General features: G+C 59.3%; 13 protein-coding genes and 3 pseudogenes. 5 read left to right on the top strand and 11 right to left on the bottom strand.

What is annotated here, in order from left to right; genetic code table 11:
- Window positions 1–9 precede the first annotated feature (9 nt).
- Window positions 10–681 (top strand): annotated as a pseudogene (locus GNZ13_RS47175) (IS6 family transposase); the annotation flags it as partial.
- A gap of 319 nt (window positions 682–1,000) precedes the next feature.
- On the opposite strand, the gene aspA reads toward GNZ13_RS47175, so the two are convergent.
- From aspA to GNZ13_RS47160, 3 genes are all read right to left on the bottom strand, one after another.
- On the bottom strand, window positions 1,001–2,395 hold the full coding sequence (gene aspA, locus GNZ13_RS47170; RefSeq protein ID WP_172177949.1) for an aspartate ammonia-lyase: 1,395 nt from the start codon (window positions 2,393–2,395) through the stop codon (window positions 1,001–1,003).
- 188 nt (window positions 2,396–2,583) lie between these two features.
- Complete coding sequence (locus tag GNZ13_RS47165; protein WP_172177947.1) at window positions 2,584–3,861, bottom strand: dicarboxylate/amino acid:cation symporter; 1,278 nt, start codon at window positions 3,859–3,861, stop codon at window positions 2,584–2,586.
- A gap of 846 nt (window positions 3,862–4,707) precedes the next feature.
- The gene (locus GNZ13_RS47160; protein ID WP_216675298.1) at window positions 4,708–5,412 is read right to left on the bottom strand and encodes a transposase; all 705 of its coding nucleotides are present in this window, start codon (window positions 5,410–5,412) and stop codon (window positions 4,708–4,710) included.
- 266 nt (window positions 5,413–5,678) lie between these two features.
- On the opposite strand from GNZ13_RS47160, the gene GNZ13_RS47155 reads away from it, so the two are divergent.
- A complete protein-coding gene (locus GNZ13_RS47155; protein ID WP_172177945.1) occupies window positions 5,679–6,068 on the top strand; it encodes a helix-turn-helix domain-containing protein in 390 nt (129 codons plus the stop codon).
- 366 nt (window positions 6,069–6,434) lie between these two features.
- Here GNZ13_RS47155 and GNZ13_RS47150 read toward each other — a convergent pair whose 3' ends face one another.
- Together GNZ13_RS47150 and GNZ13_RS47145 are read right to left on the bottom strand one after the other, a co-directional pair.
- Complete coding sequence (locus GNZ13_RS47150) at window positions 6,435–7,304, bottom strand: winged helix-turn-helix domain-containing protein (RefSeq protein ID WP_236002504.1); 870 nt, start codon at window positions 7,302–7,304, stop codon at window positions 6,435–6,437.
- A gap of 1,177 nt (window positions 7,305–8,481) precedes the next feature.
- Window positions 8,482–9,213: a GntR family transcriptional regulator gene (locus GNZ13_RS47145; protein ID WP_172177941.1), complete on the bottom strand. Its 732-nt coding sequence runs from the start codon at window positions 9,211–9,213 to the stop codon at window positions 8,482–8,484.
- A gap of 162 nt (window positions 9,214–9,375) precedes the next feature.
- Between GNZ13_RS47145 and GNZ13_RS47140 the strand changes: the two genes are divergently transcribed.
- Complete coding sequence (locus GNZ13_RS47140; RefSeq protein ID WP_172177939.1) at window positions 9,376–10,746, top strand: class-II fumarase/aspartase family protein; 1,371 nt, start codon at window positions 9,376–9,378, stop codon at window positions 10,744–10,746.
- A 26-nt stretch (window positions 10,747–10,772) separates the two neighbouring features.
- Window positions 10,773–12,188 carry a cation:dicarboxylate symporter family transporter gene (locus GNZ13_RS47135; protein WP_172177937.1) on the top strand — a complete coding sequence of 472 codons (1,416 nt, stop codon included), beginning with the start codon at window positions 10,773–10,775 and terminating at the stop codon, window positions 12,186–12,188.
- Window positions 12,189–12,549: 361 nt separating this feature from the next.
- Here the strand turns inward: GNZ13_RS47135 and GNZ13_RS47130 are convergent, their stop codons facing one another.
- The 4 genes from GNZ13_RS47130 to GNZ13_RS47115 all read right to left on the bottom strand — a co-directional run bounded on the left by GNZ13_RS47130 (window position 12,550) and on the right by GNZ13_RS47115 (window position 15,694).
- The gene (locus tag GNZ13_RS47130) at window positions 12,550–13,878 is read right to left on the bottom strand and encodes an NAD(P)/FAD-dependent oxidoreductase (RefSeq protein ID WP_172177935.1); all 1,329 of its coding nucleotides are present in this window, start codon (window positions 13,876–13,878) and stop codon (window positions 12,550–12,552) included.
- Between the two features lie 155 nt (window positions 13,879–14,033).
- Window positions 14,034–14,246 (bottom strand): hypothetical protein, encoded by a 213-nt coding sequence (locus GNZ13_RS47125; protein WP_172177933.1) that lies wholly within the window; start codon window positions 14,244–14,246, stop codon window positions 14,034–14,036.
- A gap of 260 nt (window positions 14,247–14,506) precedes the next feature.
- Entirely contained in the window at window positions 14,507–15,103 is a 597-nt protein-coding gene (locus GNZ13_RS47120; protein WP_172177931.1) for a TetR/AcrR family transcriptional regulator, read from the bottom strand.
- A 153-nt stretch (window positions 15,104–15,256) separates the two neighbouring features.
- Window positions 15,257–15,694, bottom strand: a complete 438-nt coding sequence (locus GNZ13_RS47115; RefSeq protein ID WP_172177965.1) for a hypothetical protein — start codon at window positions 15,692–15,694, stop codon at window positions 15,257–15,259.
- 1,088 nt (window positions 15,695–16,782) lie between these two features.
- On the opposite strand from GNZ13_RS47115, the pseudogene GNZ13_RS53260 reads away from it, so the two are divergent.
- A pseudogene (locus GNZ13_RS53260) lies at window positions 16,783–17,313 on the top strand (DDE-type integrase/transposase/recombinase); the annotation flags it as partial.
- Between the two features lie 42 nt (window positions 17,314–17,355).
- Here GNZ13_RS53260 and GNZ13_RS47110 read toward each other — a convergent pair.
- Entirely contained in the window at window positions 17,356–18,117 is a 762-nt protein-coding gene (locus tag GNZ13_RS47110) for an MDR/zinc-dependent alcohol dehydrogenase-like family protein (protein ID WP_172177929.1), read from the bottom strand.
- Between the two features lie 528 nt (window positions 18,118–18,645).
- A pseudogene (locus GNZ13_RS47105) lies at window positions 18,646–18,867 on the bottom strand (IS110 family transposase); the annotation flags it as partial.

Raw genomic sequence — 18,867 nt, 5'->3', positions numbered from 1 at the left:
CGGCCTCGCGCCGTTCGCTGGTACTTCCGGTTTCAGTTGAGCTTGCGCGACATTGAAGAGTTGCTGTTCGAGCGCGGCATCGTGGTGAGTTACGAAACCGTGCGCCGCTGGTGCGATAAATTTGGCACGGGGTTCGCACATCGCGTCAAGGCTGGCCGGCGCAAACCGGGCAGTACCTGGCATCTCGATGAGTTGTTCATCACGCTGCGCGGTGAACCTTCTGTGCAGTGGCGCGCCGTCGACGAGCACGGCGCCGAACTCGATATCCTGCTGCAGAAGCGGCGCGACACGGCCGCAGCCGAACGATTCTTCAAGCGCGTGCTTCGTTCATGCCCGGTGCCGCGCAAGATCGTCACCGACCAGCTACGCAGTTATCCGGCCGCGAAGTCCAGGATCCCCGAGCTGGCAAACGTCAAACACGTGTTCGTCAAGGCTGCAGCCCGCGTGAACAATCGGGCCGAAAATAGCCATCAGCCTACGCGTGAACGTGAGCGGCGCTTGCGCGGATTTCGCGACCCCAAGCGCACCCAGGCGTTTCTCTCAAGCTTCGGACCGATCCGGCAGCACTTCGCGCTCAAGCGACATTTGCTCCGCGCGTCTCTCTACCGCAAACAGCTCGCTCAGCGTTTTGACGCGTGGCATCGTTTCACCGAACTCGCCCAGAATCCGTTCGCCGTCTGAGCAAACAGATGTCCCCGGCAGTTTTGCGTCGTCGGCCCGTCAACGTGACAGCGCCCCCGTGGTTAGCACGATGATCCGCGGTAGAGGTGTACCGCTAGCGGGTTGTTGTGCCCAAACCGGCGATGCCCACGGACCGATCAGCATCAACGACAAAATGAATGTGTGCGCGAAGCGCAAGACAGGACGCGACCGAAGCATGGCACTTCTCCAACAGAAGATGAAGACAAGAAGGACAACCGGCATCTCTTTTATAGCCCTTGTCACTGTGGCACGTTAACGAAAGGTGTACCGGAGCGAAATTCCGCACGCCTTTCGAGGATCAGGCACGTGGCTGGGTCAACTTCTCTGGCTGCAAGACCTCGTCGAGCTTGGCCTGACTTAGAAGTCCTTTATCAAGCACGAGTTGATAGACGCTTCGCCCGGTAAGGAGCGCCTCCTGGGCAACGGCGGTCGCGTTGGTATAGCCGATGTAGGGATTCAGCGCAGTGACGATCCCAATGGAGTTTTCGACGATCGATCGCAAGTGCTGTTCGTTTGCCGTGATGCCATTAACGCATTTATCGGCGAGAGTTAGACATCCGTTACGCAGGTGCCCGACGCTCTTGAACAAGCTGTGCGCAATAATCGGCTCGAACGCGTTCAGTTGCAATTGGCCCGCCTCCGCGGCAAAACTGATCGTCACGTCGTTGCCGATCACTTCGAAGGCAATCTGGTTGACCACCTCAGGTATGACCGGATTCACTTTCCCGGGCATGATGCTCGAGCCTGCCTGCATCGGCGGAAGATTGATTTCCCCGAGACCGGCGCGCGGGCCGCTAGAGAGCAGGCGCAGATCGTTGCATGTCTTCGACAGCTTGATGGCGGTGCGCTTCAGGACGCCGGACAACTGCACGAATGAACCGACATCCTGTGTCGCCTCCACTAGATTATGCGAAGTGGATAGTGGAAGCCCGGTAATGCGAGCGAGATGCTGGCAGGCGAATTCCGCATAGCGCGGGTGGGTATTGATGCCCGTCCCGATTGCAGTGGCGCCGAGATTGATCTCGCAAATCAGCAATGCTGCTTCCCTGAGCCTGTCCTGATCCTCGCCCAGCATCACCGCGTAAGTACTGAATTCCTGCCCGAGCGTCATTGGCACCGCATCCTGCAACTGGGTGCGTCCCATTTTCAGAATGCCCTTGAACTCCTCCGCTTTGGCTTCGAACGAACTGCGCAAGATGCCCATCGCTTCTACCAATTGGAGCACGCCCATGTGCGTGGCGACTTTAAGCGCAGTGGGATAGACATCGTTCGTACTTTGTCCCAGGTTGACATGCTCGTTCGGATGGAGCTCGTGATATGCGCCGCGCTTGTGGCCGAGGTGTTCGAGCGCCAGGTTGGCGATCACCTCATTCGCGTTCATGTTGGTCGACGTACCGGCGCCGCCCTGGATGACGTCAACCACGAAATGCTCGTGAGCCACTCCTTCGCGGATCCTGTTGCAAGCACGCACGATGGCATCTGTCCTCACCTGGTCCAGCAAGCCGAGTTCACGATTTGTCAGTGCCGCCGCCTCTTTTACGCTGGCGAGCGCGTTGACCAGATTGGGATAGATGGATATTGCGGTTCCGGTGATCGGAAAGTTTTCGATCGCCCGCAATGTGTGGACGCCATAGTAGGCCGCGTCAGGGATCGAACGGTCGCCGAGCAGGTCGTGCTCAATACGATGAGTCATGGTGGTCCTGGAGAAAAGCTAATGGGAAAGCGGTGATAAGCGTCTACCGCTCGAATCAATGTGCTGTGGGTGCTGCCGCGGCTATGGCGTCGGCGATGCATCGCTTCGCCCCGGCGTCCGTCGGGTCTGCAAACCTGACTATGTCGTGAATAGATAAAGCAAACTACGACTTTGAATTTTCGGCCTCTTCATTTCACTTCGCCCTGCATCTGGCCGAAATGGCGCACTTCGTCGCTGGCGAGGCGTCGCGTCTCCCATTTTGCAATGACGGCTGTTGCGATGCTGTTGCCGATAACATTGGTTGCGGTCCGTCCCATGTCCAGAACCTGGTCGATGGCGAGTATCAGTATCACGCCTGAAGGTGGCAGATGAAACATCGGTGCGACTGCTGCGACTACGACCACCGAACCACGCGCCACACCCGCCATGCCCTTGCTGCTCACCATGAGCACCAGCAACATGAGAATTTGTTGCGAGAGCGGCATGTCGATTCCGAACGCTTGCGCGATGAAGATCGCGGCGAAAGCCTGGTACATCATCGAGCCGTCGAGATTGAACGCGTAGCCAAGCGGCAACGTGAACCCCACCACTTTTTTGTCGACACCAAACTCCTCAAGTTTCTCGGTCAACCGCGGATACGCTGCTTCGCTGCTGGCCGTCGAAAACGCGAGCATCGCCGGTTCACGTATTGCTTGCAGGAGAGACCAGATCGGTCGACCCAGGAACGCGTATCCGACACCAATCAAAACGACCCACAGGCACACCAGCCCGAGATAAAAGCAGCCGATGAGTTTGCCATAGGTCGTCAGGACATCGAGTCCGTGAAGCGTGATGGCAGAAGCGATCGCACCGAATACGCCAATGGGAGCGAGACGCATGACGTAGTCGGTCAATTTCAGCATCGCGGGCACCAGCGCATCAATGGCCTGCACGAGCGGCGTCACGCGGGCGTCGTCCTTGATGGCGCCAAGCACGACGCCGAAGAGCACCGAGAAAACCAGAATCTGCAGGATGTCGTTGCGCGCCATTGCATCGAGAATGCTGGTCGGGAACGCGTGCGTTACGAAGTCCTTGAAGTTGAGACCGGCAGTATTCAGGCCTGTCGCCACGTCCGAGTTACTCGGCACCATGTGTAGCCCCGCGCCGGGCTGCAGAAGGTTCGCAAGAACGAGTCCGAGCGCAAGCGACATCAACGACGCGCAGACGAACCAGCCAATCGAGCGGAGTCCGATGCGGCGTACGTCGCTCGTTCCTTCCATTCCTGCCAGCCCGGACACCAGAGTCGCGAAGACGAGCGGCGCGATGATCATCTTGACCAGACGCAGGAAGACATCGGTACCGATTGAAAAGTAGCCAGCGATCGTCGTTGCCGCGGCAGCGTCCACCGCCGTTCGGTGGCAGACGTAGCCGACGGCCACGCCGAGAACCATGCCAGCCAGGATATAAAGGGTTAGGCGATTTTTCATCTTGATCCGTCCATGGAGATCTCGCACGTGCCGGGGGACGGTTATGCGATGGGTTGACGGTCCGTGCCTTAGCGGAGGCACGTTTCCAGTCTTGAGCGGATACTAGAGGTCGACAAAAAAGGCGTGATGCAAGTCGAGCATGCGCTCATGCAAAATTTGCATAACCTGAAAAAGCTGGTAGTAACGCGCTAGCGGCTACTTCGCGGTTTGGATGCGTGCACGTCTCACCACCACTCCCGAAGGAGAGGCAGCGGTTATCGCGTGGGGTCGATAGGGCCGGGCAAACCTCAATTGTGAGGCGGCCGCGCGCTCGATCTCAAGATGGATTCGCTGCGGATAGGCGCTGAAATTGTTCCCCATTCACGCATGACGACATGCGCTCTCAACGCCTGCAGTCTCCGCCACAGAGTGTCGGCGCCAGGGCGCGCTGTGAGAACGGTTTCTGTTCTGCTTCCCGCTTCACATTTTGAACTTCGGCGCACGAACGTTCGAGCGGCGTGACGTGCTCAGCCACCGCATCAGAGAGCAAAGGCCGTTGGATCTCGGCTCTCGTTTTGATCAGCCGCTCACGGTCCATGTCTTCGCTTTGCGCATCGCTGAACTTCCGTCATCGACCCGGTGCGGACGGTCCCAGCCGTCTCAAGCAACTGGTTGCGGGTTTCAATCCAGCGCGAACTGGAGGCAGTGAAGCGATGTGGCGTGAGCGCGCAGGGGCGGTTCGAGTTGTGAAAAAAGGCGATCTTTATGTTATTTTGAGTGATAGTTTTTCAGGATTGCAGATGAAGTTGACGTGACGCTTCACGGCGCCGAGCGCCATCGCCACGGTGCTCGCACCGGCGCTGATGGTCAGCCGTAGTGCCGCAGGTTGATCATCGTGTAAGCGAGGGTCTTGAATGCATAGTGAACCGGGCTCAGACGATCGAAGCGAAGCAGCAGGCGCCGGAACTTGTCTTCCCAGGCGAAGACCCGCTCGATGGTCCTGAAGCGCTCCTCGAAAATGGTCGGATTGAACTGCAGTTTGCGGCCCCGCTTCGGCGCTTTACGGCCACGCGGATTTTCGGGAATGTTGGGAATCATGTCTCGGTTGAAAATCGCCTTGCGATTGGCACGGCAGTCGTAGACGCCGTCCAGGCTGACCGTTGAGCCTTGCAGGTCCATGCCAATGGCGCGGGCGATGTGGTTCAATCTGGGTAGCGCCTCACGCAGCAGCGGCGATTCGTTGCGGTTACCCGGGGCAGAAACGAATGGCGCGATCACGTTGCAGCGGCGATCGCAGAAGGCGACCACCTTGTCGCCTTTCAGGTGCTTGTGTCCGCTGTACCCCAGGTTGTCGCCGCCCTTCTTCGCGGCAGTGGTCGTGCCGTCGCCGTGGATGACCGTGAGCTCAAGCAGCCCGTCCTGATGAAGCCTGTACACCGAGCCTGCGAAAATCGCGTCGATGCAGCCATCGGCCTGCCATCGCCGCAACGCCCGGTAGATGCGCGTGTAGTGGATTTCAGGACGACCTTCGGCATTCCTTTCAATCGGCAGCGCCTTCCACTGACATCCCATTTACAGCGACTGCAGGATGTAGTTGAAGATCCTGTGCAACCCCAGCGTCGGTGTCCGGACCGCGCCGCCCCCGGCTCAGATGCGGCAAGACAAACTGCTCGAACTGCTCAACGCTCAATTTCGTTGGAATCGCTTGCCCGCATTGACTTCCAGCCATCCGTAACATCCACAAATCTGGACTTTAACCGATCTGGCTCCGCCGATCAAAACTCCAGTCCTGGCGAGGCTCACAGACAAATTCAGCCGCGTCAAAAACCCGCAACCAGTTGTACGCCTCTTACTGCAGGCCCTGTGTAACTCTATGTCAGGCGGAATGGCGAGCCAGGAACCGCGAGCGTACCAATACGACCGCGCGGCGTAGTTATGAGAAAAACCCGGATGCGAAACGGCGCTACGCCCAAGAGAACAAGGAGAAGTTCAACGCGGCAAAAAGGGAGCGTACCCGCCGCAGATACGAAGAAAGAAGACGTATCAATCCCGATCTGCCCATTCGATTTCGCAACGGCACAGCCAAACTGAACGAAACTAAGGTGTTATTGATACGCCAGCGATTGGCGGCGGGAGAATCAGTTGCTTCGCTGGCGCATGCATTCGGCGTACATGTTGTGACCATCTATGCAATCAAAAAAGGTGAAACGTGGAAAGACGTTGTCTGACGAGTGCGGTGGTGCAGGGGCACTACCTGAAGAACATCATGAATGAGGCACATACCATTGAGAGTATCAAGGAACTGGCCCGGACACATTTTCTGACCAGCTTCGATGGAAAGCCCATACAGGGCGTCATGCTAGACATTGCTGACTGATCAGTTAAGTTGTATTAGCCGGTACTCGACCAATCAGACAATGTCAGCAGAGATATCGTCCACTCCCGACGAACGGAATAATGTTTCGGGACGAGTCGAACCTCAAGCCTGCGCCTCTGGCGCACCGCTTCGCGGCTTCGGGCTTGACCTTTTCCTCGTCCCGAAACGACAGCTACCAAGTCGGGAATGACGAAATGACCAGACACTGTCTGTCGAGTCAAGTGCTGCTGTCTACAGTTAAGTTAAGCCGTCTTGTAAGCAGGTCCGCCACCCCGGCACGGGTGGCAATTTCCCAGATATATCCTCGGGAATAATCGACGCCCACCCGTCGATGAACCACGGTGCGCAATCGGCCGTTCATCCAGTGATCAGCGTCTATGCCGTGCACTCTCGGCGACTCCTTAACCGTTGCGGCAACCCACGCCAGCGTTTCATCATTGATCGTCAGGCGCTTCTTCTCCGTGCGCAGCTTCGGTGGTCGCATCCTGTGGTCCAGTCCGAGCTTCGCGACGAGGGTCCTGACATGTCCGCTGGAATGGTAGACGCCGAATCTCTCCTTGATCAGCTTTTGAACATCCCCGTTTCTCCAGAGTTCGGTTTCATAGCCGTGGGCCATGGGGCTGCCCTCCAATACCGCCCGTAACCACTTGAGGGCTTCGGGGCCAAGCGTGGCACTGCGCCCGGATGCCTTGAGCTGCTCAACAGCCTCAACGCCATTAGCAACTACCATTGATCTGTATTTTGTAATGGTGCGCACGCTGATGTTGAGCGCTTTCGAGACGCGCTCGACACTGTCCCCATCCAGCAACATTTTCGCAGCAATCTTTCGGCGCGCGGCATAGACGTCGCTCTGCAATGTCTGAGCGCTAGCAGACGACGCCTTTTCTGAAGTTGAATAGGTGAGTCGATAGGCGAGGCCGTAACCCCGAACGAGGTAGCCAACATGCGAAGGTGAAAACTGGACTCCGAAACGCCGAAAGATCAATTCGCGCAGTTGGCTTATGGTCCAGGTCGGCCCTGGATAGCCGTGAAGCCCAGGTGAGTGTTTGATCGCGCTAACGAGCCAGCTTTGCGAAGCATCGTCCAATCGCGAGGGACCCCCGTGGACGCGAAGGCGAGCAAGGGCGTCAGGTCCGCCCCTTTCGACCAGGTCTTTGTATTTGCTCACGGTCGGAAGACTCAGTCGAGCCTTCCTGGACACTTCGCTAATACCCTCACCATTCAGCAGAAGCTTGGTTGCAAGAGCCCTACGTTGTGCGAGAGGAATATCGTCTATCGGTTTGCCCATTGTCCTGCGCGCAAATCAGTTGGTTGTAACGTCGCATTGCGATCTTCGTATTTATACACGATTCAAGACAAATTTCGGACCGGTGCGGCTCGAAAGCCTCACGGCTAGAATGCAATCGTAAGTATTCAGAAAGAATGACGTCGAGCCAACTGCGCGGCAAAACCTCCTCATCGCCCATTGCCGAACGCGGTCTTGCCGAACCTCCGTTGCCAACCTGCTGCGTTCCCTCGTTCGATCAGCGAGAACGTCTATTGCCCACATCACCGAATCTTCTCGCCTCATCAGCGGCGCTTTCTATTCGCCCACAGTGTGCGAGATAAACTCCTCTGCGGATGGTGCTTCGTCCTATGGATTGATCAAACATTTTGAGAGGGCACAATGACATCAGACTTCGAGCCAACAGTCATACCAGCTGGGGAGTCGGCAGGGCTTTTCGACACCGCATGCAACCACGTGCGAGACATGACGCACGCGCGCTGTGCAGTCGTGATCGTCATCAATGGCGAATCGGGATCGGGGTATTCCGTAGTGGGCCCACTTGAGGCGCAGGTTCTTCTGCCAGACATCTTGCAGAAGATGGCAGATACCTTGCGCGGACAGCTCTCGAAAAAACTGCAGTAACTCGCCGTTCGCCTCGCCCTATGGGCCAAACTCTATCGGCCTATCATGAATGGCTGGCAAAATTAAAGAAACGGCCGTTCAGCTTCCGGTCGCGAGGGTCGCTTCATGGCCGGGTGCCGTCCGATGCAAATCGCATATCACGTGGTTCGCGCCTAGAGGGAGGTGGTCGGCAGCACGCGACCCTGAACTGCCCTTCATGAAGACGTTTCCACGGTCAGCAATGACATTCATAGCGGTCACCGAGCGGCGATTGCCTTAAGCGTTGCTGTCGATCGGGTTTGAAACGGAGCAGCCGATTGGCCGCAAACTGCGGTCCATTGGTCCACCTACGCCGCCCCTACAACGCCTGCGACGGCTAAGCGTCGGAGCGCTTCAGTCGCATCGAAACCGAGAATCGTTCAGCCGGATGGACGCTGATCGACACCTCGAAGGTTGCCCCCGCGGAGTCAAGGTAACGCCGCACAATCTCAAGCGCCGCAGTCCCCTTCTCGACTTTCAGCCTTTCCGCCATCTCCTGCGAAATCAGCGCGGCGTGCACGTCCTGCTGGATCTCCGCGATGCAGCGACCATAACGCGCTTCGATTAACGAACTGATAAGCGCATCCGGTTGAGCTCGCGCAGCCTCTGCGACTTCCGCATAAGCCGGGTCGATATACACGTCGGTCCAACCGACCGGCGGACTCTCTCTGTCGCCGTCGATGCGCAGGCTCGAAACGCGCATCCATCGCGCACCGTCTGCACATTTCAGCGTCTTGGCGAGCTTGCCGCTTGCGAGGATCTCCTCCGTCGATTGCACCAGACGCAAGTGCTCGGAGCCGAACTGCACGAGATCGTCCACCGATGCGAGCGACGGCCGAAACTCGTTCTTCGGCTGCGCCGATTCGACGCGCGTTCCGGCGTTCTTGCGCCGCGACACGAACCCCAACTGCTGCAATTCATGCAGCGCTGCGCGAACCGTATGCCGGCTCGTCTGATAGTGGTCGCGCAGTTCGAGTTCGGTGGGCAGATATGAGCCAACCGGATAGCGGCCGGACGCAATGCCCTCAGTCAAGTCGCGAGCGATGTCGGCGAAGTGCGGTCTGTTCATTTCTGGGTGGCGATGCAGTCAATTTATCAGGGGCTAGGGTAAATCATAGCTTGCCCAACATGTCCGAACATATTAATTTGATTATGTCCGGACATATCGTTGATTTTCGCGAATCATCCCGGCCCTTTTTAAACCGGTTTCCTGCACTTCCAAGAGGTCGTCATGACGATTCGCACTATCCCTATGGCCAGCACTGTGGTCGATTCAATCCTGTTTCGCGACGCTTTCGGCACGGCGAAGATGCGTGCGCTGTTCTCCGATTACGCGCTCGTGCAGCGCTATATCGACGTGGAAGTGGCACTGGCCAAGGCTGAAGCGCGCGTCGGCGTGATTCCGGCCGACGCGGCGGAAGTGATCGCCCGTGAATCGACGATCGAGCGGATCGACTTCGATCACATGCGCGAGGAAACAGACATTGTGGGCTATCCGATTCTGCCGCTCGTTCACCAGCTCGTCGGCATGTGCGGCGAAGCGGGCCGCTACGTCCATTGGGGCGCGACGACTCAAGACATCATGGATACGGCGGTCTCGCTGCAGGTGCGTGATGCGCTCGATGTGATCGACAGCGACATACGCGAACTGCGTACCATTCTGGTCGATCTTGCAAAGAAACACCGCGATACGCCGATGGCGGGCCGCACACACTTGCAGCAGGCGCTGCCCGTCACGTTTGGGTACAAGGTCGCGATCTGGCTGGCGATGTTCGACCGGCATCAGCAACGCCTCGCAGAGCTGCGTCCGAGGGTGGCCGTCGTCGAATTCGCAGGGGCCGCGGGCACGCTGGCCTCGCTCGGCGACACGGGTTTCGAGGTTCAGAAGGCGCTCGCCGATGAACTGAAGCTCGGCGTACCCGCAACCACATGGCACGTAGCGCGCGATGGCTTCGCGGAAGCGGTCAACCTGCTCGCACTCGTGACCGGCTCACTCGGCAAGATCGCGCTCGACATCATGATCATGGCGTCGACGGAGTTCGCTGAAGTGTACGAACCGTTCGTCAAGGGGCGCGGAGCGAGCAGCACCATGCCCCAAAAGCGCAATCCGATTTCCAGCGAACTGATGCTGGCCGCGGCAAAAGCGGTGCGCCAGCACGCGGGTCTGATGGTCGACGCGATGATCCAGGATTTCGAGCGCGCCACGGGCCCATGGCACGCGGAATGGATCGCGATACCCGAGAGCTTCATTCTTTCGGCTGGCGCGCTGCATCAGGCGAAGTTCGCGCTCGGGGGATTGATCGTCGACACCGAACGCATGAAACACAACCTGGGTATCACCAGGGGGTTGATCGTCGCCGAGGCGGTCATGATGGGAATGGCGCCGTTCACCGGCCGCCAGCAGGCTCACGATATCGTCTACGACGCCTGCCGTACCGTGAACGAGAAAGGCGGCACGCTCGCCGACGCGCTAGCGGCGCTGCCCGAAGTCACCACGCATTTCGACCGCGCGGCAATCGACCGGATGACCGATCCAGCCAACTATCTCGGCCTCGCGCCGCAAATGGTTGATCGCGCCGTCGAATTGTCCAGCGGCATCTGAGTGAAAGACGTGGAGGAGCACACATCATGAACAACGATATCGCATCAAACGAAACGCCGGACGTTCCGCCGCCCAGAAGGCTTCCGTGGTACCGCAAGCTGGGCATGCAGGTTCTGGTCGGGCTGATTCTCGGGATTGCCGTCGGTCTGATTTTCCCGAAAGTTGGTGGACAGCTTAAGGTACTGGGCGACATCTTCCTGTCGCTTATCAAGGCCGGTGTTGCGCCGCTGGTGTTTCTCACCATCGTGCATGGCATCGCGTCGGCTGGTGACGTCAAGAGCGCGGGCCGCGTAGGATGGCGCTCGATCGTCTATTTCGAAGTGGTCTCGACGATTGCCTTGATGGTCGGCCTGCTGGCGGGCAACCTGCTGCAAACCGGCAAAGGCATGACGGCCGTCGCCGTCGGAGCGGCACCGCCGGTGGTTGCAAAGATGGAGCCACAAGGCTTCGTTGCGTTTGTCATGCACATCGTGCCGGACAGCTTCATCGGCGCCTTCGTGAAGGGAGAACTGCTACAGGTGGTGGTGCTGGCTGTGATGGTCGGTATCGGGATACTCGCGATTCCTGAACGCCGCCGCGTCAGGATCAACGAGGGACTCGATCTGGTTTCCGAAGTCCTGTTCTCGTTCATCAACCTGGTGATGAAGCTTGCGCCGCTCGGCACCTTCGGCGCCGTCGCTTATTCGGTGGGTAGCAACGGTACTGCCGTGCTGATTGCGCTTGCCCAGCTCGTTTTCAGTTTCTATGCGGTCGTGATCCTGTTTATCGCCGTGGTCATGGGGATCATCGCGAAGCTGGCAGGTTTTAGTCTGTGGCGCTTCCTGCGCTATATCAAGGACGAGATCTTCATCGTGCTGGGTACCGCATCGTCCGAGAGCGCGCTGCCGCGTCTTCTGATCAAACTCGAGCGGCTTGGCTGCGCGAAGCAGACGGTCGGGCTCGTGCTGCCTACCGGATATGCGTTCAACCTTGACGGGACCTCCCTGTTCATGTCGATGGGCGTGCTTTTCATTGCTCATGCGTATGGCGTGCCAATTACGCTGCAGCATCAGGTGGGCCTACTCCTGTTGATGCTGCTGACCTCCAAGGGTGCGGCCACGGTGTCAGGCGGATCGTTTGTGGTGTTTGCTGCGACGGTGACGTCGACCGGCATCCTGCCCGTTGAAGGGGTCGCGGTGATCTTCGGTGTGTACCGTTTCATGTCAATGGCGATCGCGACCTGCAACACGATCGGCAACAGCCTCGCTACGGTCGTGATTGCAAAGTGGTCGCATACGTTCGATGCGCAGGTTGCCCAGCGTCATTTTTATCCGGAGCGTTACCCGGCCACAGCACAGGCCGACGAAAGTCTTGCTGACGGAAACTTGCTGCCCGAGGACACGAGCGACGCGAATCCGCACCCGAGCGGCATCCCTATGAAAAATGCGGGCACAGTGCGATGATCTGTTCCGCTAGGCCTCCGGCGCCCCGGCGGAGCCCTAGCGCTTCAGCGCCGTATCAGTGGCTACCGGACTGTCGCTGATGTAGGCTGCGATCGTCCGAAATGGCCGATGAGCCGGCCATTCATGTGCAGCGAGCGACTGCCCCTTGCTGGCCGATCACTGCCTCATGCAAGCGGCATGGAACGCCCGAATGTCACACAGTCGTGATAGGCAGCACGCGACCCTTCTCCGTCATACGAGGTCAATCAAGATCTCCGGCCGCTTTTAGAATTGCAACAGCCGTTAATCAATACAGTTGAATCGTACTGGAGGTTCAATCTCCCGAAGTGGGCTGCCGCGATAGCTCGCCCGCGGCCTCGACTCACATCATTTGGGGGCTGCTCAGTTTCGTTCCATCGGAAAAGCGGGCCAGTCTGTAGGGAGTAATGTCGAACTGCGGCGCCTCGTCCATTACCAACCGGCTCACGAGCACGCCTGCGCCTGGCCCTAGTCCAAAGCCGTGTCCGCTGAAGCCGGATGCGATCACGAGACCGGGTTTCGCATTAACCTTCGAGATGACGGGGACGAGGTCCGGCGTCGTGTCGATCGCGCCCGCCCATGCGTGAGCGATCCGCAAGCCCGACAGCTCGGGAAACACGCTGGCCACGTTATGCAGGGCACGTTCGAGCCACTCGGTATCAGGCCGGGGATCCAGCACCCGTGTTTCTTCGAACGACGAGACATCATCGTCGCGCCAGGTTGCGCTTGCCTCCGGTCCGTGGAAGAAGCTGGCACCGACGCGAATCTTCAGTTTTTTCTTCAGCTTGCTTCGGAACATGGTGCGGAACTTCACCGAATGCCGCAGATTTTGCGGCGCGAGTTCCACGCGCCCGTAGCCGGGAACAGCGATGGTGTAGCCGCCGTCCAACCGTCGCCTCAGCGCGAAGTTAGGCCCGGAGAAACAGCCTTCGATGACCCCCGGCGCCTCAGCAGTTCGCAACGCCGTTCCCATCACGTTGATGGAGGGCAGATCGATGCCGTGATGCTGGCAGAACAACGCGCTCCAGGCGCCTCCCGCGAGAACGACGGTGTCGGCTGCGAGCCGGCCGCGCTCCGTCCAGATGCCGGAGACACGCCCCGCACTCGTGTCGAGACTTCGTACCGCGCAGTTCTGATACACCGCCGCGCCGAGACCTTGTGCGCCGCGAGCAATCGAAGGCGCGGCTTTCGACGGCTCGGCGCGGCCGTCCGTGGCCGACCACAGCCCTCCAGCCCACGCCGCACGTCCGGACGGAATGCGCGCTGCCAGTTCGCGCGCACTGAGGATCTCGCTGTTAAAGCCGACTTCCCGGGCGCGGGCAAGCCACGACTCCCATTGCGCGATGTCAGATTGATGCTCCGTGCCGTACAGGATGCCCGCCTTACGAAACCCAATGTCCTCGCCCAGTTCTTCGCTTAGTTCGCTCCAGCGCTTGAGGCTCTGCATCGCGAGCGGCAACTCATAGAGGTCGCGGTTCTGCTGACGCACCCAGCCCCAATTGCGCCCCGACTGCTCGCCGCCGATGACGCCCTTTTCGAGCAGAGCCACCTGGACGCCGCGTCGCGCCAGTTCATACGCGGTGCTGACGCCAACAATGCCGCCGCCTATTATCGCGACATCGCATCGCTCCGGGAAACCTTCGCTATCCGTGACTGCGTCGATCCTTAGCATTTCATAGCCGTTGGTTGCCGTTTCTCGGTAGGTTACTGCAGTCAAGACCTTTGGAAATGCGCACCTAAAGCGCGATTTCGCCATCCGCAGATAGTGGCTACGATTTTGGTATCTTCCACCGCTTCGCTGATAGGACGATCCTGTTGTATCCGAAATCAAGGCACGGTCACCGACGGGGCTGTCGCAGGAAACGGACTGTGCCAGTCCATCCAGTCATATGAGCCGCTGTGGTGCGCCCATGCCCAGTTCCTTGCCGGAGTGGGATTGATCATCTCGACGATATCGTTCGCCGCCGAACCCACGTCGCGCCGATCACTCGTACCGCTTCGGTGATCGATATCTTGGGAATTCGTGTGGTCGTAAAACATGGTTATCTCCTTTGACAGCTTCACATACACAACTACCCGCCCCAACCGTACGAGACCGAAGGGCTCTGTCGGGGCACCGAGTTCTGACGACCGACAGGCTGAGCGAGGTACAGGGCGTTGCCCAGGCAATTGCCTTCAATTTCATCGTGCTGGACGCTGGTCACGGATATTGTCGGCGCCCGCGGTGGGCGTCCGACGTCTGCGGCCGGGCACGCCCGCGCGATGATCGGCGTGCTGTATTTCTTCCGGTTGTCGCCACATTACGTACAAAAAAATCCGGCAAGCACGGTCTGCATCACCTTGTCGCTCGCCGTCTGCGGATCGCACATTCTGGAGAACTGCACACCATCACTCAGGCTCACCAAGCCGAGCGCGAGCGCGTCCGCCTGCAGGGGCAATGGCCTGCCGTCGCGCTCCGACACCGTGCGGATGTACGCGCTGATCTGGTCGAGCTTTTCGTGCCGGAACGCGTTAATGCGCTCCTGATAGGCGGTGTCCCGATACGCGAGTAGTTTGGCTTCGACCCAAAGCAGAAAGCAGTCTCGATCACGAAAATACCGGCTGTAGTACGCGATGGCGCGCGCCTTCATTTCCGCGGGCGTGCCGCCCTCTTCCACGATCGCCCGCAGATTGACCTGCGCGCTATCGTGGTCCCGGCGCAGCAACTCAAGCAGCAGCTCCGGCTTACCGTTGAAGTTCGAGTAGAACGCGCCGCGCGTGTAGCCGGCCGCCTCGGTGATGTCCTTCACACTTGTGGCGGCCAATCCCTTTTTGACGAACGTCTTCCGCGCAGCCTCAAGCAGGCGCTCTCGCGTCTGCTCCCTGCGCTGTGCGTGTGCCAGGCGTTCCCGTTTCATGGCATAACGTACCGGTCAGATCGCCATCTGCGGCGCCATCAAATGCGCGCGCGTGTCAGACGACGGATTTCGCAATGATTCTCTCGACAAGGGATTTGACAATGTCAGGCCCCAACCCCGGCGGTTCGCGCACACTCCGGGTTGATTCTTCACTCAGAATTGCTGCGCCCGCAGCGAATCGAATTCGACGCGGCAAACGTCGCTGAAGCGACCAAGGATGTCGATCGAACCATCGGCGAGCATTTCGCGCAGTTGAAGGAAGGTCTTCTCCGGGACGTGATAGGTATCCACAATCTTTCGTCCAACCTGATCGGCTTCGTTCGCAACCTCGGTCGAGGATTGGACACGCATACGGCTTATCTTTGCGAACAGATTGACGAGAGCAGCAAGGTCCGGCTCATCGTGCTGAAGCGCGTGGACATAGCAATGCGACGCCTCCTCGATGAACTCCTTATAGAGGTCCTGCCGGCGCATGCGGTCGTGCGCAAGCCACTCTGCCTTAGCCTGCGTTCGTTGCGTGACAACGGATGTCAGGCCGGCGATCGATGCACCGAACAGTGCCGCCATTGCTGACAGGAGTGTTGTGTTCATCATGTTGCCTCGGCGACCTCTACCAACCTGCTGAATTTGATGCAGTTCGGCTTTCTGCCAGGGTATTCGAGGGCGTAAAAATGTCGTTGCTCGACGACGCACACGAACTCACCTCGCGCGCGGCTGGAGTTTGCGTCGACCAGCGCTCCTAGGTAAGTCGAGCGAAGCCCGCACAGCGGGCGCGAGGCGAGTGCCCCAGAAACGGAGGGGCCGATACGCGAGTTCAACGGCCTCATGCCAAGTGCTCCAAGGAGTGATGCCACGAACGACTTGACGCCATGACTGCGACTGCCCCCGATATCGAGGGCTCTGCACTATCGTTTTTCACACAACTCGAGCGCGTCACGTGCATGCTTTTGCGGTACGTGCCTGATGTTCCCGATAACTTCCCGACTGCGCGCCAGCCACGTGGCTCCGTGCATGACAACGCCCTCTATTGCGGCATCGGCTAAACTTCCATAATGACATTAAACTCAATATTGATGTTTATGTCAATAAAGACGATAGAATCTACACTGAGATGAAGGCAAAAAGCGCAATCGTCATACCAAGCAGCGGAATCACCGGGCGCAGAAGCACCCCATCCCGGACGCACCCATCACGGGCGCCGAAACGGGCGAAAGTCGAAGCCGACGTCGGCAGCCCGGTGCGGCAAACGAAGCCACTCACTGGTGCTGCATGCTGCGTGTCGCCATGTAATATCAAACCGTCCCGCATGCAGGCGACTAAGGTCCTGCCTGCGGAGCACGGCACGAGCCTCGCGCCGTCCTGCCCTCTCGATGTGGCTCGCCCCTTTCTTCATCAGCGGCCCAGCCAACCTCCCTTGGAGCGTAACCAGCAGCCATCTTTGGAATGTGTAGAGGAGGCCGAGGTGCGTGATGAGCGTATTCGTATGGAGGTGCAGCTTCGTCACGCGGTGCGTACCCCATGGCATTCAATGCGTCGTCGTGAGCGTGGTCGGCATCGGGATATAGGACACCGAGGCATTGATTCCAAAATGCTTGCTGAGCGCAAGGTTGAATCCGACCTCGAACGTCGGGTTTCACGAGGGGCCGAGGGCTCTGTCAGGTTGGTGGGGACTGCGGTCGTCGGCGCGACCCGAGCCATGCAGCACCCGGCATCTGAACGAGATGTCCGAGACGCTTCGGCGCGAGCCGTATCTGTTGTGGCATGCGGTAGACGAGCATGGCGCCGAACTCGACGTGCTGGTGCAAAAGCGGCGCGACAAGGCCACGGCAAAAAACGCCTTTTCCGGCGGGTGCTGCGTTCAAACCCGGTGCCGCGCAGGATCGTTACCGACCAGCTGCGCCATTGTCTGGCGGCGAAGGCTGACATCCCCGAGCTCGCTCAGCTAAAGCAAGTTTTGGTCAAAGCGGCTGCACGCGTGAACAACCGCGCCGAGAAGCCACCGGCCGACCCGAAGGCGCGAACGTCAGATGTGCGACTTTCGCGACACGCGTCGCACCCAGGCGTTTCTCTCATGCGTCGGCCCCATCCGTAGCACTTCGCGCTGCCCAGACATCGGATGAACGCGGGCATGTCATCGTGCCATACTTAAAGAACGCTTCGCCATATGGTATGGTTGGACTGTCCCTTCCGCAGTCGAGAAGGCTATCTGATAAGGATAACTACGATTTAGCCACACTGGTAGTCTACGCTCGTCAACCTGACAGAGCCTCCGTAGGAAGCAAGACCGCGCGCCCTTTCATATGCCGGGCGGCGTGCTCGAACGCCAGGTCTGCATTGGAAAAAGGCACCGAGACACCCACGGGCAACGTCAGCGCGCCCCTCGTGAGGAACTGGTACAGCATGTCGAGAGCGCCTTCGTCCGGTTGGAAGATGATCCAGCGGTAGCGTGCGCCCTTTGCGTTGGCCAGCGATTGCATGAACCGCCAGTCCTGGCGTGAACGCCACGCTCCCGACAGAAGACCGCTGCGGTCGATGTTCCCCAGGAGGGGATGAACGGTCGTGACGTATCCCAGGGCTCCTTGCCCGAGTCGGCCGAGAAGGGTTGCCTCATCCTCCCAGGCGCCGAAATTCAGGCCAGCGTCGAAATGATCGGGCAGTTCCTCCAGCCGGCAGCGGGTTCTGTCCAATACGGCCGTCGCGCCGAGATTCCGGCAGAGGTCAATATTTGCCGTGCTGCAGATGGCGGTGACTGAAGCTCCCCAGGTCCCAAGGATCTGAAGCGCCAACTGGCCGAGCCCCCCTGATGCACCGTGAACCAGCACGTTCCGGCCCTTCGCATTGCCTTCACTGATGCCAGCGCCGCGTAGCGCCAGCCAGAGCGTGGTAAAAGTATAGGGAAAAGCCGCCAGTGCCCTGGAAGCAAGCCCGCCGGCCGCCGGCCGCACCAGGCGAGCGTCGGCCGTCAGGTGCGTGGCATGCGCACCACCCTTTTTGCCCGTAGGCACCAACCCCATGACCCTTCTATGAGCAGGAAGTTGTCAAGGCCTTTCACGAACTGACTCACGAATCATTGGTCAGGTCCATCGGGCGGCTCCGTAAGGAAGCGCCGTAGCGGGGTCAAGGGCCAGGCGAAGCCTGAGCGCAGCGACCCTTGACGCTGCGAAGGCGCAACAGGCTGGCATAGGCTGGCGAGCGCAGGTTGTTGCGTTCGCCAGCCTACAGGCGCATTTCGGCCCCGCGTGTTCCGGCGGAGTTTGACCGCCGTCAACCAGTGCTGGGATCCGTTCGACGTCCCTCCCTCTGGTCTTGGTCTGAAGCCGGTTATCGCGCGTCGGACCTGACGTCCGACAACCTTCTATCCGCTGGCGCCTGGCCAGCCTCATCCTGCATGCGCATTACGCCGGAACCTTGTCCGGGAACATGCCCCATCTGGAAAACCGGTTACGTCAGTAACCCAGGGTCATGACGGGCATGTTCACTTCAAACCGTCCATCCATCAGCTGCGCGCGTTCATGCTTGCGCTGTTGCGCTATCCCGCTGGCTCAGACTGGCTTCAGCTCTGCGCCTTCGGGGATGACGCCGTCCTTCAGATACCGCCACAGCGCAATCGCGAGACGTCGCGCTACCGCGACGATCGCGATGCGCCGCGCGCGGCGGTTCGGTCCCGTGCCCTGGGTGCGCTGGTTGAACCACTGCGTCAGCGCGCTGCCGGGCTGGTAGCGCAGCCAGGTCCACGCCATCTCGACCAGTAACGCGCGCACCCG

The sequence above is a fragment of the Paraburkholderia elongata genome, from assembly GCF_013177735.1.
Lineage (GTDB): Bacteria > Pseudomonadota > Gammaproteobacteria > Burkholderiales > Burkholderiaceae > Paraburkholderia > Paraburkholderia elongata.
This window is presented reverse-complemented; position numbering and strand designations above follow the sequence as displayed.

Excerpts from the sequence above, each read along its gene's own strand:
- aspA (WP_172177949.1), bottom strand. The coding sequence starts at position 2,395 with ATGACTCATCGTATTGAGCACGACCTGCTCGGCGACCGTTCGATCCCT.
- GNZ13_RS47125 (WP_172177933.1), bottom strand. The coding sequence starts at position 14,246 with ATGTTTTACGACCACACGAATTCCCAAGATATCGATCACCGAAGCGGT.
- GNZ13_RS47135 (WP_172177937.1), top strand. The coding sequence starts at position 10,773 with ATGAACAACGATATCGCATCAAACGAAACGCCGGACGTTCCGCCGCCC.
- GNZ13_RS47165 (WP_172177947.1), bottom strand. The coding sequence starts at position 3,861 with ATGAAAAATCGCCTAACCCTTTATATCCTGGCTGGCATGGTTCTCGGC.
- GNZ13_RS47110 (WP_172177929.1), bottom strand. The coding sequence starts at position 18,117 with ATGGGGTTGGTGCCTACGGGCAAAAAGGGTGGTGCGCATGCCACGCAC.
- GNZ13_RS47115 (WP_172177965.1), bottom strand. The coding sequence starts at position 15,694 with ATGAACACAACACTCCTGTCAGCAATGGCGGCACTGTTCGGTGCATCG.
- GNZ13_RS47145 (WP_172177941.1), bottom strand. The coding sequence starts at position 9,213 with ATGAACAGACCGCACTTCGCCGACATCGCTCGCGACTTGACTGAGGGC.
- GNZ13_RS47130 (WP_172177935.1), bottom strand. The coding sequence starts at position 13,878 with ATGCTAAGGATCGACGCAGTCACGGATAGCGAAGGTTTCCCGGAGCGA.
- GNZ13_RS47140 (WP_172177939.1), top strand. The coding sequence starts at position 9,376 with ATGACGATTCGCACTATCCCTATGGCCAGCACTGTGGTCGATTCAATC.
- GNZ13_RS47120 (WP_172177931.1), bottom strand. The coding sequence starts at position 15,103 with ATGAAACGGGAACGCCTGGCACACGCACAGCGCAGGGAGCAGACGCGA.
- GNZ13_RS47160 (WP_216675298.1), bottom strand. The coding sequence starts at position 5,412 with ATGGGATGTCAGTGGAAGGCGCTGCCGATTGAAAGGAATGCCGAAGGT.